This is a genomic window from Rhizobium oryzicola (assembly GCF_030504645.1).
In the GTDB taxonomy this organism is placed as follows: Bacteria; Pseudomonadota; Alphaproteobacteria; order Rhizobiales; family Rhizobiaceae; genus Neorhizobium; species Neorhizobium oryzicola.
The window spans coordinates 92,774-106,942 of sequence record NZ_JAUKWQ010000007.1; the positions used below are offsets into that span (position 1 = coordinate 92,774).

16 protein-coding genes are annotated in these 14,169 nt (G+C 58.4%); 11 read left to right on the top strand and 5 right to left on the bottom strand.

The genetic code is table 11. The annotated features are described in order from the left end of the window. Positions 1-4: 4 nt before the first annotated feature. From Q2T52_RS19305 to Q2T52_RS19320, 4 genes are all read left to right on the top strand, one after another. Positions 5-1,261: an ABC transporter substrate-binding protein gene (locus Q2T52_RS19305; protein ID WP_302078463.1), complete on the top strand. Its 1,257-nt coding sequence runs from the start codon at positions 5-7 to the stop codon at positions 1,259-1,261. An 81-nt stretch (positions 1,262-1,342) separates the two neighbouring features. Beyond that, the gene (locus Q2T52_RS19310; protein ID WP_302078464.1) at positions 1,343-1,570 is read left to right on the top strand and encodes a hypothetical protein; all 228 of its coding nucleotides are present in this window, start codon (positions 1,343-1,345) and stop codon (positions 1,568-1,570) included. A gap of 166 nt (positions 1,571-1,736) precedes the next feature. Next, positions 1,737-3,428, top strand: coding sequence for a sensor histidine kinase (locus Q2T52_RS19315; protein ID WP_302078465.1), 1,692 nt, complete (start codon positions 1,737-1,739; stop codon positions 3,426-3,428). A 37-nt stretch (positions 3,429-3,465) separates the two neighbouring features. After that, complete coding sequence (locus Q2T52_RS19320) at positions 3,466-4,527, top strand: DNA topoisomerase IB (RefSeq protein ID WP_302078466.1); 1,062 nt, start codon at positions 3,466-3,468, stop codon at positions 4,525-4,527. A gap of 63 nt (positions 4,528-4,590) precedes the next feature. Here the strand turns inward: Q2T52_RS19320 and Q2T52_RS19325 are convergent, their stop codons facing one another. The 3 genes from Q2T52_RS19325 to ku form a co-directional block, all read right to left on the bottom strand. Beyond that, on the bottom strand, positions 4,591-5,151 hold the full coding sequence (locus Q2T52_RS19325) for a type 1 glutamine amidotransferase domain-containing protein (RefSeq protein WP_302078467.1): 561 nt from the start codon (positions 5,149-5,151) through the stop codon (positions 4,591-4,593). Between the two features lie 41 nt (positions 5,152-5,192). Continuing rightward, on the bottom strand, positions 5,193-5,390 hold the full coding sequence (locus Q2T52_RS19330; RefSeq protein WP_302078468.1) for a hypothetical protein: 198 nt from the start codon (positions 5,388-5,390) through the stop codon (positions 5,193-5,195). A gap of 358 nt (positions 5,391-5,748) precedes the next feature. Continuing rightward, positions 5,749-6,549 carry a non-homologous end joining protein Ku gene (gene ku / locus Q2T52_RS19335; RefSeq protein WP_302078469.1) on the bottom strand — a complete coding sequence of 267 codons (801 nt, stop codon included), beginning with the start codon at positions 6,547-6,549 and terminating at the stop codon, positions 5,749-5,751. A 135-nt stretch (positions 6,550-6,684) separates the two neighbouring features. On the opposite strand from ku, the gene Q2T52_RS19340 reads away from it, so the two are divergent. Together Q2T52_RS19340 and Q2T52_RS19345 are read left to right on the top strand one after the other, a co-directional pair. Then, on the top strand, positions 6,685-7,071 hold the full coding sequence (locus Q2T52_RS19340) for a hypothetical protein (protein ID WP_302078470.1): 387 nt from the start codon (positions 6,685-6,687) through the stop codon (positions 7,069-7,071). Between the two features lie 159 nt (positions 7,072-7,230). Then, on the top strand, positions 7,231-7,407 hold the full coding sequence (locus Q2T52_RS19345; protein ID WP_302078471.1) for a hypothetical protein: 177 nt from the start codon (positions 7,231-7,233) through the stop codon (positions 7,405-7,407). Here Q2T52_RS19345 and Q2T52_RS19350 read toward each other — a convergent pair. Beyond that, complete coding sequence (locus Q2T52_RS19350; RefSeq protein ID WP_302078472.1) at positions 7,404-7,736, bottom strand: hypothetical protein; 333 nt, start codon at positions 7,734-7,736, stop codon at positions 7,404-7,406. The two genes, Q2T52_RS19345 and Q2T52_RS19350, sit on opposite strands and share 4 nt — an antisense overlap. Positions 7,737-7,875: 139 nt before the next feature. On the opposite strand from Q2T52_RS19350, the gene Q2T52_RS19355 reads away from it, so the two are divergent. The 5 genes from Q2T52_RS19355 to glgA all read left to right on the top strand — a co-directional run bounded on the left by Q2T52_RS19355 (position 7,876) and on the right by glgA (position 11,870). Next, positions 7,876-8,460: a cysteine hydrolase family protein gene (locus tag Q2T52_RS19355; RefSeq protein WP_302078473.1), complete on the top strand. Its 585-nt coding sequence runs from the start codon at positions 7,876-7,878 to the stop codon at positions 8,458-8,460. 57 nt (positions 8,461-8,517) lie between these two features. Further along, entirely contained in the window at positions 8,518-8,712 is a 195-nt protein-coding gene (locus Q2T52_RS19360) for a hypothetical protein (RefSeq protein WP_302078474.1), read from the top strand. Between the two features lie 91 nt (positions 8,713-8,803). Continuing rightward, positions 8,804-9,301 (top strand): YciE/YciF ferroxidase family protein, encoded by a 498-nt coding sequence (locus Q2T52_RS19365; protein WP_302078475.1) that lies wholly within the window; start codon positions 8,804-8,806, stop codon positions 9,299-9,301. Between the two features lie 489 nt (positions 9,302-9,790). Next, complete coding sequence (locus Q2T52_RS19370; protein WP_302078477.1) at positions 9,791-10,120, top strand: DUF2934 domain-containing protein; 330 nt, start codon at positions 9,791-9,793, stop codon at positions 10,118-10,120. A gap of 277 nt (positions 10,121-10,397) precedes the next feature. Beyond that, positions 10,398-11,870 carry a glycogen synthase GlgA gene (glgA, locus tag Q2T52_RS19375; protein WP_302078574.1) on the top strand — a complete coding sequence of 491 codons (1,473 nt, stop codon included), beginning with the start codon at positions 10,398-10,400 and terminating at the stop codon, positions 11,868-11,870. A gap of 143 nt (positions 11,871-12,013) precedes the next feature. On the opposite strand, the gene glgX is transcribed toward glgA, so the two are convergent. After that, positions 12,014-14,095, bottom strand: coding sequence for a glycogen debranching protein GlgX (gene glgX / locus Q2T52_RS19380; RefSeq protein ID WP_302078478.1), 2,082 nt, complete (start codon positions 14,093-14,095; stop codon positions 12,014-12,016). Positions 14,096-14,169 lie beyond the last annotated feature (74 nt).

A 14,169-nucleotide genomic window follows, 5' to 3' on the forward strand; every position in this document is an offset into this window, starting at 1 on the left:
TGCGATGGGACTTCGTTCAACCAGGATCCTTGCGTCAAGCGGTATCATGCTCGCGCTTCTGGCCGGCGTCGTCAGGGCTGCCGATAGTGTTGAAGTTCTCCATTGGTGGACCTCCGGCAGCGAAGCCGCCGCGCTCAATGCACTGAAGACGGATCTTCAAAAACAAGGCGTGACCTGGAAGGACATGGCCGTGGCTGGCGGTTCGGGCGTGCAGGCGATGACCGCGCTAAGGGCGCGCGTGACATCCGGTGATCCCCCGACTGCTGTGCAGATGCTCGGTTTCGATATTCGCGACTGGGCCGAAATGGGTGTTGTCGCCAATCTCGATGACTTGGCCAAGAAGCGAGGCTGGGACAAGGTTATTCCGTCCGCTCTGCAGGACTTTGCAAAATATGACGGACATTGGATTGCGGCGCCCGTCAACATCCATTCCACCAACTGGCTCTGGATCAACAAGGCGGCGCTCGACAGGGCCGGTGGCAAGCCCCCCGAAACCTTCGACCAGTTGATCGCCATGCTGGATAATTTCAGGTCCCAGGGCATTATTCCGTTGGCTCATGGAGGCCAGCCCTGGCAGGACGGCACGCTCTGGGAGGCTGTCGTTCTCTCTATCGGAGGTGTCAACTTCTACAAGAAGGCGATACTGGAACTCGATCCGGCGGCGCTGAGTGGCACCACAATGCGCAAGGTCTTCGACAGCATGACCAAGTTGAAGTCTTACCTCGATCCCGGTTTTTCGGGGCGTGACTGGAACGTCAGTACGTCCCTCGTGATCGACGGTAAGGCCGGCGCGCAGGAAATGGGAGACTGGGCCAAAGGCGAGTTCATCCGGGCAGCGAAGAAACCCGGTCAGGATTTTGTGTGCATTCGCTTCCCTGGCACCCAAGGCAGTGTTCTCTTCAACGCCGACCAATTCGTCATGTTCAATGTGGGCGATCGACAGCGCGATGCGCAGTTGAAGATGGCCGCGGCCGTTGAGGAACCCTCGTTTCAGATTGCGTTCAATACGGTCAAAGGTTCTGTTCCTGCACGCACCGATGTTCCGGGCGATCAGTTTGACGACTGTGCCCGAAAAGGCATGAAGGATGTTGCCGAGGCTGCCGCGAAGGGCACGTTGCTGGGTTCGCTCGCGCATGGCTATGCTCAACCATCTGGCATCAAGGGCGCCATCCTTGACGTCGTGACCCAGCAACTGAGCGGACAGATTTCCACCAATGAAGCGTTGAAGCGCTTGCCCGAAGCCATTGCTGCGGCAAGGTGATCGCTACGGCCATATCTCTCCACGGAACCAACCTCGGAACCAGAGGTTCGGTTACAGAGCTTCAATCCGATGGAGGTGAAGATGGCGGACAAATCAGTCACCGACAAAACGGCGATCCAAGGGGATGCCCAGGGCCAGTTTGCGAAGAGCCAGGCCGTGAGGGACGCAAGTGGCGTGGCCAGTGCAAAGCCGACGGTGATCACCGGTTCCGAAGATGCCACGAAACACAAGTTGCCGCCCGGGAAGAAGGCGGAGCCGGAGTGGTCCACGCATTACGATGAGGGCCATCGTCCCATTCAGAAGGGTTAGCCGCTTCCTTCAACTTTCTAATGTAGCTGAGCCCTATCCAACCTTGGTTCTTGATGCGAACTCGTTTAGAACAAAGTCATGTTCGCGATGGGACCAGGGAGATGAAGATGCGGCCATCATGCTGTGGATTTCGACTGACTGTCCCTAAGGGTTCGCTGCGCACCCTATGAGGCTTCCCAGGCTTTTCCCAACGGCATCGATCGGCGGCTATCTGCTGGCCTTGGCTGCGGTCATCGCATTGCCGATGATCGTTTTCGTCGTTTTCCTGATGTTGCGGTTGGAAGCTCAGCAGCGCAGTGCGCTTTATAACGACACACAGGAAGATGCGCGGCTGATTGCGCGTGGCGTGGAGCGCGAGCTTCGCGACATGTCGACGACGCTGAGATTGATCGCGACCTCACCCGAACTCAGAACCGGTGATCTACAGGATTTCCATGAACGCACAAAGGACAGCCTGAGGGATCAGGGGCTCTACCTCATCCTGATCCGCGATAATGGCGAACTGATCCTGAACACGCGTGTTCCTTTCGGACAGACGTTAGGCACGACCGGTAACCTGGCCAGCTTTGCGTCGGTGCTGGCATCGAACCGTCTGGAAGTGTCGGATGTGTTCATCGGCAATGTCAGCAAGAAATGGGTCTTCAACGTCGCCATGGCTCTTCCGCCGGAGTTGAGGCAGTCGGCCGGTGCCGTCATGGTCCTCACACAGAACGCCGACGAGTTGAGCAAGGTAGTCAACAAGGAAGGCCTTGCAAGGGGATGGTCCGTTGCGGTGCTGGATCAGTCGAACAAAGTCGTCAGTTCCACCGCCGCCAATGCCGGTGATCCGAGTCCGTTGCCGCAGGATATGCTGTCGCTGATGACGGATGCCAGCGGCACCATCGAGGATGTCAGCGGCACCTCCCGGCAGATGTATGGCTATGCGCGGCTTCAGGATTGGAGTTGGCGCGTTGTCATATGGGGGCCGATTGCCAATGCCCAGACGACACTTATCAGCACCTGGCGTTATCTGGTTGGCGGAAGCCTCGTTCTATTTGCCGGTTCACTCTTGCTTGCCTATCTGGTGGCGCGGCAATTGCGCATCCCCATCCGCCAGATCGCAGGCATGGCCGAGAAGATAGGCAAGGGCGAGATCGTCTCGCCGATCGAGACGCGGATTCGTGAGGCGAACCAGATCGCCATTGCATTGTCCAATGCTTCGTTCGATCGAAGCGAAGCAGAGGATAGGGTTCATCTCATCATGCATGAGCTGGTGCATCGCACGAAGAACATCATGACGCTGATCCAGGCCATGATGCGCCAGATTGCACGCAACACCAGCTCTGTCGACGAGTTTCAAAGTGCGGTTGGCCATCGCTTGCAGGGCCTTGGGAAATCGATCGAGCTGTTGGCGCAGGAGCAGTGGGCGGGCGTCAGCATGTCCCGAGTCGTGGAGCAGCATCTGGACACATTCGGCGAGACGAAATCGCGGGTCCGTGTGTCCGGCGATGAGTTTATCCTGCGGGCGGAAGCCGTCCAGAATCTGGGTTTGGTATTGCATGAGCTTGCCACCAACTCGGTCAAGTATGGCGCCTTGTCAGTTCCCGAAGGCTCAGTTTCCTTAAGCTGGGCTCCGGTTGTGGGCCCGACGGAAACGCCGCTGCTGCAGCTCCGCTGGGAAGAGACGGACGGGCCTGCAACGCACGCACCTTCCACAACCGGGTTTGGCACTACGATCATCAAGCGGCACGCAGCGGCTTCGTTCAATGGTCAGGTGGATGTGGATTATCTTCCACAGGGCTTCCGTTGGACACTAACGGGTCCTCGCTCAACCTTTGAACGTGCTGCAACAGAGCTTCATAAAGAGCAAAGCGCGTAAGCCGGAACGAACGGGCTTCATTTCCGTTTGAGGTGACATGGATGTCACCAGAACTCTCGAAACGGAAATTGCCGCTCTTGAAGCGGTGGGGCTCATCTATGTCAGCGATGCAGAGCCGGGTATTCGCCGCCTGCGGAAAGGCAAGGGATTCTGTTATCGTCTCCCTGATGGGACCCTGGTCTGCGACGGGCCGGAAAAGCAGCGCATACAGTCGCTCGGTCTGCCGCCGGCCTATGAGAATGTCTGGATCTGCCTTGACCCGAACGGGCATTTGCAGGCAACGGGCTTCGATGCGCGGGGCCGTAAGCAATACCGATATCATACCGCCTGGCAGCAGTTTCGGAGCGAATTGAAATACGATCAATTGGTGCGCTTCGGGCATGCACTGCCGCGCATCCGGCGTCGTGTAGAGCGGGATCTGGCACTTGGGCTGGATCGCCCCGACGCCGTGCTGGCAGCGCTTGTGGCGCTGATGGATGCGACGCATCTTCGTGTCGGCAATCGTGCCTATGCCAAGGAAAACCGTACCTACGGCGCCACGACCCTCTTGAAGCGCCACATGACGCTTTCCGCTGACAGTGTTGTTCTCAAATTCACCGCCAAGGGCGGCAAGCGCGTGCGCCACACCATCCGTCATCCACGGCTGCAACGCATCTTCGAAGAGATTGCCGACCTGCCCGGTCGCCAACTGTTCTCATTTCCGGATGAAGACGGGCAGCCGCATCCGGTCGATTCCGGTCGCCTGAATGCCTATCTCGCGAAGCTGGCTGGCTTGCCGGTTTCGGCCAAGACATTCCGCACATGGGGTGGCAGTCTTGCGGCCTTCAATGCGGCCTGGCTGGCACACAAGGCGGGAGAAAAAGTGCGGATCAAGCTGTTGACGCATGCTGCTTCGGAGCGCCTGCAAAATACGCCCGCTGTTTGTCGCAACAGCTATATCCATCCCAGCATCCTTTCGCTGGCGGAGGATGTATCGCCCCTGCAGGAAATGTTTGGGAAATCCCAGCGCATGGATGCGCAGCTTCGCGGCTTGCGCGCCGAAGAACGGCGCCTGCTTTCTTTCCTCACGGATGCCGCCGAGAAAGCAGCGTCCACCTGAAACCAAAAGGCCGCCCCAAAGTTGAAGCGGCCTTTCTCTTGTCTCTTTGAAGATCACATCAGATCAGGCAGCACGGCGTTCGTGGCGACCTTCCTGCACTTCCTCCACGATCTTGGCGACGAACGCCTGCAGATCCTTTGGCGAGCGGGAGGTGATGATGCCCTTGTCGGTCACCACTTCCTTGTCCACCCAGGTGGCGCCAGCATTCTTCACGTCGGTGCGGATGGAGTGATAGGAGGTTGCGGTACGGCCGCGAAGGGCGTCCGCTTCCACCAGAAGCCAGGGACCATGGCAGATCGCAGCAACCGTTTTGCCGCTGGCGATGAAATCCTTCACCACCTGAACGGCCTTTTCGTCCGTCCGCAGGATGTCAGGGTTGATCTGACCGCCGGGAATGACCAGTGCATCGAAGTCATCCAGGCGAACATCCGCTACGGTGAGATCGACGGGCACGGTATCGCCCCAGTCCTTCTCATCCCAACTCTTGATTTCGCCGGCCTTCAGGGAAGCGATTTTGACTGTCGCACCCTTCTTGCGAAGTTCCTCCAAGGGTATACGCAGTTCAGAGCGTTCATAGCCATCGGTGGCCAGGATCAGGATTCGTGCCGATGAAATATCTGTCATCGTTCTGTTGTCCTTTCTTTCTGGTTTGGGTAAGTGGCCGCCTACAGGCGGCCGGTCGAGAGGTCGCGCCCGTTAATCGAAGCGGGTACGCTCATTTCCTCTCGGGGTGCCCTCGGCAAAGGCAGTCGCACCGCGTCTGGAACGACGACGTGCATGTCGTGCTTGCCGAAGGATTTCTGGTCCGTTCGCGCCTTAAAAGGCGTCAGGAACGCTTTCAGCCTGGTGATGACGCTTTTCATGTGTCTCTCCCATCGCCTTGTTGGAGGCATAGATGCATGCATGTAGGGTTAACCGATGGGCTGAAGATTGGTTCCGCAGAAAGCTGGACTGCAAGCGTCAGCCCGCGGAGGCGAACGAAGCCGCGAGGCAGCTGCGCAGCGTTTCCCCGATCTCAGACGGGGATGATAAACATGTAGCAAACAGCGATCGCGACGACCACACTTGCAGCTTCAACCCATTCACGCGGCATTTGCTCTCTCCCTGTTCCACAGCTCCAAAACGCAGGTGTTTCGCGCTTGGTTCCACAGAATTGCCACAGGTATGAATGCTATGGTCATAAAGCGGCAGAAGGATGACAGTTGCTGCGCAACAACGCGCCTATCGCGATTTTCTTTCCCGCTCCAAACTGCTGCGCAACGCGCTCATGATGTCGATGACGTTGTCGTGCTTTTGGGCGCTTGAAGGTTTCGGTGCCTTCTTTGTTTTACGCGATTTCTTGCGATCATTGATAATATCAAGAAGCCGGTCTTGAACTGGATCTTCGGCCATGGCCGGTTGCCATTCTTCCGTGCGCTCGCGGATGAGACGCTTCATAAGCGAGAGATATTCTTTCTCCGGCGTTTGCGCGCGTGCACTTTGATAATAAGGCGAATCGTCACGAACCTCATCGCCGTAGCGAACCGTCCAGACGACGATGCCCTTGTCACGCGGTACCAGCAGAACGGCGCGCTCCCGCCTGTACATGACAAGCCGGGCAATGCCGGCAGTGTCGGTGACCGCCATGGCTTCCCGGATGACAGAAAAGGCTTCCTGGCTGACCTGATCATCGGGTGTCAGAAAATGTGGGCGGTCGTACCAGATCCATCCGATTGAGGAGGTCGGCACGAAGGTCTCGATGTCGATCGTCCGGGTGCTCTCAAGGCCTACATCCTCGATTTCGTCATCCTCCAGGAGAACATAGTCGTCCTCGCCGCGCTCATATCCCTTGATCTGGTCATCCTCATCAACCGGCTTGCCCGTTACGGCATCCACGTATTGGCTGACCACGCGGTTATGGGTCTTGGCGTTGAGATTATGAAAACGGACCTTGCCGTTTTCGGACACCGCCGGCGTCATGGAGACGCGGCAGGTCACCAGTGACAGCTTGAGGTAGCCTTTCCAGAATGCGCGAGGTGCCATGCGATCTCTCCGTTCGTGTGCGGAGAAACCCGAAGGCCCGACCTTCGGTTCCTTTGGTGGCTTTTGACGCGCTGGAACAAAGCTCCGATCTTGCCGTTTTTCAAGCTGATGACATCAAGCGAAAGGATGGACACAATGACGATCGTCGGGACACAGGTGATCGCGGAAGGCAGTGGCCAGTCCGGTTACACGGTAGAATTCGTCAGCGAGCAGGGCGATGTGGTTTCCGTCAGCCTGCGGGGTCAGGATGGCGCGGTCAATCGTAACAATGCGGTTGCCAAGGCCAAGGTTTTTCTGGAGGACCTGGTGCGGGCCGGAACCTTGCCGGACGAACTGGTGGACGGCGAAAACCAGGATGGTCGCGCTGCCACCATGGCTTCACGGCATCCGGCAGCTGGAAGAGGCGAGCCGCAAAGCCAGGAAGACATGTTGAACGAAGGGCTTGAAGATACCTTCCCGGCCAGCGATCCGGTTTCCTCCACCATCACCTCCATTCCGGGCAAGGCGCCGGAACGCCATTGAAATCAGCGGCAATAAGGACACGCCCCGCGGCGGTGTTGCCGCAGGGCACAATCTTTCCACGCGCGCCCATTGACAAAGGCGCGCTTTGGACGCTTTCAAGTATATTCGAATTTACTGCCGTAGGCTCTGACGGCGAGTGCGGAAGACCTAGAGGTCCGGATGAGGAACGATCACGACAAAGCACCCGATCCACGCACCGTGCTGGGAAGCAAGGTGAATGAGAAGGTCGTTCATCTTCTTTCGGAAATCGAAAAGGAGCCCGTTCCGGACAGGCTCCTTGACTTGGCGCTTCAGTTGCAGAAGGCGCTGAACGAGAAGCTGGACGGCGGCCGCTAATCCACCTGCATGGGCAAAATGTTGTCCACCCGCACCTGTCCTTCGATCACGCCACGCGGTCCGTCGGTCGTGAAGCGGCCGGTATGGTCTTCGATCACGGTGTAGAGCTTTTCGCTTCGGAAGGCGCTTGCCATGATGGTCGAGTTGCCCTCGGCAGGGGACGCGTCGATTTCCATAAAATCCAGTTCTGCTTCGCTTGCCACAAGGCGGGCATCGCCTGCGGTTCTTGCCCGCACGATCACTTCGCCCTGATGTGGCCTGGTCTGCCACTGTGGATCATCCAGCGGCGCGCTTGGGACCAGGCGATAGATCTTTAATTGTTCCGACATGATTTCCTCCAGCTGTGTCCGATGCCCAACGGACTGACTACCGACTGCGTTCCCGCGGAACTTTGAATCGCGGCCGCGGTTCGCGCGGTCATTCTCGATGGAGGCTGGCTCGATGGAGGCTGGCTTAATGGAGGTTGGAATGAGCGACACAGGCATCTGCCGACATTTGTGCGTGGATATGCAGCGGCTTTTTGGCGAGGAAACGCCCTGGCATATCCCCTGGATGGACCGCGTGCGAGAACCTGTTGCTGCCATTGCCCGGGCGCATCCGGCCGAGACCATCTTTACCCGCTTTGTACCGCCGCGTGTCCCCGATGAGGCCAGCGGCATGTGGCGCGACTATTTCGAGAAGTGGTCGAACATGACCCGCAGCGCCTTGGGCGAGGAGATGGTCGATCTCCTGCCTGAACTGCGCGCGCTCGTGCCTCCGGCCAAAGTCTTCGATAAGCCGATCTATTCCCCCTGGCTGGATGGCAAGTTGCACCGCCGCCTTCAGGAAGAGCAGGTGACCACCCTTGTCATCTCGGGTGGCGAGACGGATGTGTGCGTGCTGGCTGCCGTGATGGGCGCTATCGACCTCGGCTACCGTATCATTCTGGCGAAGGATGCAATCTGCAGCGTTTCGGATGAAACCCATGACAAGTCGTTGGCGCTCTACGCCAGCCGTTTTTCCGTGCAGCTATCCCTGAAGACTACCGAAGACATCCTGCGCTGGTGGGGCTGAGTGCGGAACATTGGGTTTTGCCCGCGGTTGGATCTCTTATCAGGAAGGAGACCTCTCATGAAACACGATACGCCAAAGCAGGGCAGGGCCGGCGAAACCTCGCAGTGGCCGCGTTGGGAAGGGCCGGCTACAACGCGTCCTAGAGGCTTTCTACAGGGGGAGGCAAACATTTACGCCGATGATCCCGAAGGAGAGAAGAAGCGCACCGCGAGCGACTATCCCTCCCCGGAAGACCTGAAGGATGATCCTTGAGGTTGAAGAAACAGCCGGAACATTTCCCCCGCCTGCAAGTTTTGAACGGGCAATCACCTGACAACCAGCAATTCAACAAACGGAGAGAAACATGGCCGGGAAGACCTTGGAAGACCTGTTCCACGAAACGCTGAAGGACATCTATTACGCCGAGCGCCAGATCGTGAAGGCGCTGCCGAAAATGGCTCGTGGCGCCCAGAGTGACAAGCTGAAGCAGGCTTTCGAAAAGCACAAGGAAGAAACCCAGGGCCAGATCGAGCGCCTGCAGCAGATCTTCGAACTGCTGGGCAAGCGCGCCCGCGGCAAAACCTGCCCGGCGATTGATGGCATTCTCGAGGAAGGAGAGGAAATCCTCGAAGAGTTCAAGGGCTCGCCGGCTCTCGATGCTGGTCTTCTGGCGGCTGCCCAGGCGGTCGAGCATTACGAAATCAGCCGTTACGGTACCCTTCGCTCCTGGGCAAAGCAGCTCGGTATGGATGAAGCGGTGACGCTGATCGAGGCGACGCTGCAGGAAGAAAGCAAGACCGACGAACTGCTGACAGGTTTGGCGGAATCCACCGTCAATTCTGCCGCTCAGAAAGCAGCTTGATAAAGCAAAAGCGCGACCCGAAAGGGTCGCGCAGCAATCATGCCGACAATTTGGCCCGCCGATGGCGGGCCGCCTCATTATGGGTTACCATGTTTGAGGCTGTGGGTGCGGCGCAACGGGCGTCAACTTGCCGTTGACTTCCATGCGCCGGAAGACTGGCCGGCGAAGCGTTTCGATTTCTCGTTTTGCGTGTGCGGACGCTGCCTTCCAGCACAGCTCATAACTTGGATAGGATGCCGATGGTGCCCCCTCCAAAACATAGATCCAGCCGGTATCATGAGGGATGATATCAAAACATTTATCCATGGTGTGGTCCTCCTTCCCGATCCCGCATAACGAGTAGCAGAGGAAGAAGTTCCTGCAAATATGAAAAATCCCTCAAAAAGCTAGGGGTTGAATAATTGGTGGCGGACGCTCAGAATTTTTAAGTGAGTCGGGGAACATTTCGGGTGAGGTAGCGTTTCAGCATTTGGGCGAACGGAGACGAAGATGGCGGAATCCGAAAATTGGATCAGACAGCGTGCCTATGCGTTGTGGGAAGAAGAAGGCTACCCCCACGGCAAGGACGCCGTACACTGGGAGCGGGCAAAGCAGGAATATTTGCTGTTTGGCAAGCCTGCCCAAAGCGCGAACAAGGGCGAGAAAGAAACTCCCACCAGTCGCCGCAAGGCGAGTAAGCCAGCCGCGGCGGCAATCGTAGAACCGGCGGCGAAACCTGCTCGCGCCAAGGCTGCCGCAGCGAAAAAGTCTGCAGTGGTGGAGGAGCCGGCGAAACCGGTGCCGAAGCGGCGGCCTAAGAAAGCGGAAGCCACAGGCTAGCGCATTCCCGACAACTGATTGATCTGAAGCGTCGCAACTCATCGGTTGCGGCGACAACCTTTTGTTGTTTCTGGAAACTTATGCGTACACATTTTCTTCACAGCGTCTTTTGCCTCACCGCATGGAACGGCCCCGGCACTGAATGTGTTTCCCGGGATGTAGGCCGCACGGAAAGGACAGGGCAATGATGAATGCCCCTTTTGCTTACGAAGATCGACGGGAGCGTCGGACTGCTCGTGATCGCCCGGCGGCTGGCCGAAGAAGAGATATGACGCATATGAAAATCCTGTCGGTTACATCCGAGCTCTTTCCTCTTATCAAGACGGGCGGGCTCGCGGATGTTACCGGTTCTCTCCCCAAAGCCCTTCTTTCCAGCGGTATTGAAACAACCTCCCTCCTGCCGGGTTACCCGGTCGTCATGCAGAGCGTCGCAAACGCGTTGCCCCTGCTGGTCTTTGAAGATCTCCTCGGCGAGCGTGCCACGCTGTTGCATACGCAGCTCGATGACCTCAATCTATTCATTCTCGATGCGCCGGCGCTGTTCGATCGTCCAGGTGGCCCCTATGTAGATCAGCATGGCAATGACCACCCGGATAATTGGAAGCGCTTTGCGGTGCTTTCCCTGGCGGCTGCGGAAATCGCCAAAGGTGCCCTGCCGGGGTGGGTGCCTGACATCGTCCATACCCATGATTGGCAGGCGGCGCTAACCTCGGTCTATATGCGGCAGATGGGATGTGACGTGCCTGTCGTCATTACCATTCACAACCTCGCCTTCCAGGGCCAGTATGCGGCAAGCCTCTTGCCGTTGATCGGTCTGCCGGCCAGCGTCTACACCACCGACTGTCTCGAGTATTTCGGGGATATCAGCTACCTCAAGGGCGGCCTCCAGACGGCGGATGCGATCACCACCGTCAGCCCCACCTATGCCCGCGAAATTCTGACCCCGCGCTTCGGCATGGGACTGGATGGCGTCTTGAACGAGCGCGTCATGGCGCTTCGCGGGATCGTCAACGGCATCGATCTCGACATCTGGGACCCCTCTACGGATCCCTATCTCCCACGCACCTATGATGCCACAAGCCTCAAGCGCAAGCGCCAGAACCGCGCCGTGCTGCTGGAGCGCTTCGGTCTCGATCAGCATGATGATGGTCCCGTCTTCTCTGCCGTCAGCCGCCTGACCTGGCAAAAGGGCATGGACATGTTTGCCGATGCGGCCGATGAAATCATCTTCAACGGCGGCAAGGTCATCGTGTTCGGTCAGGGCGATCACGACATCGAAGATGCGCTGAAGCGCACGGCCGCGCGCTTCCCGGGCCGCATGGCGGTGCATATCGGCTACGACGAGCCGACGGCGCACCTGATCCATGGCGGGTCCGATGCCATCGTGCAGCCGTCGCGGTTTGAGCCTTGTGGGCTCACTCAGCTTTACGCGCTTCGCTATGGCTGCGTGCCGGTCGTCTCACGCACCGGCGGTCTATCCGAGACAATCATTGACGCCAATGACGCGGCGATGTCCGCGCGCGTTGCGACCGGCTTCCAGTTCCACCCGGTCAACACGGACGGCCTCCGGCTGGCCCTTCGCCGTGCGCTCGACACCTATTCCGATACGCGCAACTGGGCGCGCCTGCAGAACCAGGGCATGAAGACCCGCTTCTCTTGGGAGCGCAGCGCCGAGAAGTATGCGGCGATCTATAGCAGTCTGGTTTCGAAGCGCGCTCAGCCGGAACGTCTGGAGCGTGCGATTTACTGATATCCCCGTTTCCCCGGGAGAGGAGAGTGGCCGGTGGCGGTTTTCGCCCCGGCCATTTTTATGTGGCTGATTGGCATCTCATACAGAAAAGGCCGCTCGCCTTTGAAGACGAGCGGCCTTGGATTGTTGCCCCTGCCTATATGTCAGCCGCGGCGGAAGACGGCGAGGCTTCGGCCTTCCAGTTCGAAATCCTCGTCCTGGTCGATTTCCTGGCCACGAATTGTCGGGTCTGCCGTGGTCAGTTCCAGGATCCACTTGCCCTTGTTGAGCGGCGGGATCTTGAAGGGAACGGTGCCTTCGAACGGGTTGAACAGCAGCAGGACATCAGACCAGATGCCCTTCTGGCCTTCGAGGTCGCGGCGGCCGAGATGCAGGCCGAGTGTCGTGCCTTCCAGCCATTGCTCGGGTTTCTGATAGCCACCGCCGGCATTGAACCAGTTCACTTCCATGCCGTCGCGCCAGTTTTCGCGGCGGAAGATCGGTTGGCTGTGACGCAGCGCGATGATCTGCTTGGTGAAGTTGCGCAGCGCCTCGTTGGTTTCCGGCAGATCTTCCCACTGCACCCAGGAGATTTCGCTGTCCTGGCAATAGCCGTTGTTGTTGCCCATCTGGCTGCGGCCAAACTCGTCGCCAGCCAGAAGCATCGGGGTACCGTGCGAGAGGAAGAGCGTGGCGAGGAAGTTGCGCTTCTGGCGTTCGCGAACGGCATTGATGCCTTCATCCTCCGTCGGCCCTTCCGCACCGTAGTTATAGCTGCGGTTGTCATTGTGGCCGTCGTTGTTGTCTTCACCGTTCGCCTCGTTGTGCTTCTCGTTGTAGGAGACGAGGTCGTTCAGCGTGAAGCCGTCATGGGCCGCCAGGAAGTTGACGCTGGCCCAGGGGCGACGGCCGCGAAGATCGTAGATATCGCCGGAGCCGAGGAGACGGGCCGCGAAATCCGGCGCGGTGTTCTGGTCCCCCTTCCAGTATTCGCGGGTGGTGTCGCGATACTTGTCATTCCATTCGGCCCAGCCAGGCGGGAAGCCGCCGACCTGATAACCTCCGGGGCCGATATCCCAGGGCTCGCCGATCAGCTTCACCTTCGAAAGCGTCGGGCACTGGGTGATCGCATCGAAGAAGCCGCCGCGCTGGTCGAAGCCTTCCGGCTCGCGACCGAGGATGGTGCCCAGATCGAAACGGAAGCCATCGACGTGCATGTGGTCCACCCAGTAGCGCAGCGAATCCATCACCATCTGCAGGACGCGCGGATGCGAGGTGTTCACCGTGTTTCCGGTGCCCGTATCGTTGATGTAGTAGCGGTGTTTGTCGGGAATGGTGCGGTAGTAGGAAAAGTTGTCGATACCCTTGAAGGAGAGGGTGGGGCCCAGCTCATTGCCTTCGGCCGTGTGGTTGTAAACTACGTCGAGAATGACCTCGATGCCCGCGTCATGGAAGGCGCGCACCATGTCGCGCACGCCCTGAATGCCACGCGGGCCGTAATAGCGCGAGGCCGGCGCGAAGAAGCCGATGGTGTTATAGCCCCAGAAATTGTGCAGGCCCTTGTCGAGGAGGTGCTGGTCATCCGGAAATTCGTGGATCGGCATCAGTTCCACGGAGGTGATGCCGAGGCTCTTGATATAGTCCACGGTCGCCTTGTGACCCATGCCTTCGAAGGTGCCGCGCAGATCCTGCGGGATGGCCGGATTGAGCTTGGTGAAGCCCTTCACATGCGTTTCATAGACGATGGTTTGCCCCCAGGGGATGTTGGGCCGGTTGTCCGGCGTCCAGTCGAATTCCCTGGGATCAATGACACGGCACTTCGGTGTGAACGGCGCGCTGTCGCGCTCGTCGAAGGTCAGGTCCTTGTCATCGTGATAGATGTCATAGGCGAAATGCGCGTCGTTCCAATCGAACTTGCCGACGAGTTCGCGCGCGTAAGGGTCGATCAGCAGTTTGTTTGGATTGAACCGGTGGCCGTTTTCCGGGTCGAACGGCCCGTGAACGCGGTAGCCGTAGAGCTGACCGGGCTTCACATCCGGCAAATATCCGTGCCAGATCTCGTTGGTGTATTCCGGCAGTTCAATCCTAGCGATTTCCGTCTTGCCGGAGCTGTCGAACAGGCAGAGCTCCACGCGCTCTGCATGGGCAGAAAAGATTGCGAAATTGGTTCCCTGGCCATCAAAGTTCGCGCCGAGTTCCTGCCAGGAACCGGCCTCGACCTTGAGCTTTTGTGATTGCATATCCATGCCGCACCCTCTCTTGATGTCGCTACAAGAAGGCGCGACAGGCAGAAACGTTCCGCCTGTTGCAAAATTCGCTG

Bases quoted from the DNA above. Each gene is read 5' to 3' on its own strand.
- Q2T52_RS19370 (WP_302078477.1), top strand. From the start codon at position 9,791: ATGGCGGAATCCGAAAATTGGATCAGACAGCGTGCCTATGCGTTGTGG.
- Q2T52_RS19360 (WP_302078474.1), top strand. From the start codon at position 8,518: ATGAAACACGATACGCCAAAGCAGGGCAGGGCCGGCGAAACCTCGCAG.
- Q2T52_RS19320 (WP_302078466.1), top strand. From the start codon at position 3,466: ATGGATGTCACCAGAACTCTCGAAACGGAAATTGCCGCTCTTGAAGCG.
- Q2T52_RS19330 (WP_302078468.1), bottom strand. From the start codon at position 5,390: ATGAAAAGCGTCATCACCAGGCTGAAAGCGTTCCTGACGCCTTTTAAG.
- Q2T52_RS19350 (WP_302078472.1), bottom strand. From the start codon at position 7,736: ATGTCGGAACAATTAAAGATCTATCGCCTGGTCCCAAGCGCGCCGCTG.
- Q2T52_RS19315 (WP_302078465.1), top strand. From the start codon at position 1,737: ATGAGGCTTCCCAGGCTTTTCCCAACGGCATCGATCGGCGGCTATCTG.
- ku (WP_302078469.1), bottom strand. From the start codon at position 6,549: ATGGCACCTCGCGCATTCTGGAAAGGCTACCTCAAGCTGTCACTGGTG.
- glgA (WP_302078574.1), top strand. From the start codon at position 10,398: ATGAAAATCCTGTCGGTTACATCCGAGCTCTTTCCTCTTATCAAGACG.
- Q2T52_RS19310 (WP_302078464.1), top strand. From the start codon at position 1,343: ATGGCGGACAAATCAGTCACCGACAAAACGGCGATCCAAGGGGATGCC.
- Q2T52_RS19365 (WP_302078475.1), top strand. From the start codon at position 8,804: ATGGCCGGGAAGACCTTGGAAGACCTGTTCCACGAAACGCTGAAGGAC.
- Q2T52_RS19340 (WP_302078470.1), top strand. From the start codon at position 6,685: ATGACGATCGTCGGGACACAGGTGATCGCGGAAGGCAGTGGCCAGTCC.
- Q2T52_RS19345 (WP_302078471.1), top strand. From the start codon at position 7,231: ATGAGGAACGATCACGACAAAGCACCCGATCCACGCACCGTGCTGGGA.
- glgX (WP_302078478.1), bottom strand. From the start codon at position 14,095: ATGGATATGCAATCACAAAAGCTCAAGGTCGAGGCCGGTTCCTGGCAG.
- Q2T52_RS19355 (WP_302078473.1), top strand. From the start codon at position 7,876: ATGAGCGACACAGGCATCTGCCGACATTTGTGCGTGGATATGCAGCGG.
- Q2T52_RS19325 (WP_302078467.1), bottom strand. From the start codon at position 5,151: ATGACAGATATTTCATCGGCACGAATCCTGATCCTGGCCACCGATGGC.
- Q2T52_RS19305 (WP_302078463.1), top strand. From the start codon at position 5: ATGGGACTTCGTTCAACCAGGATCCTTGCGTCAAGCGGTATCATGCTC.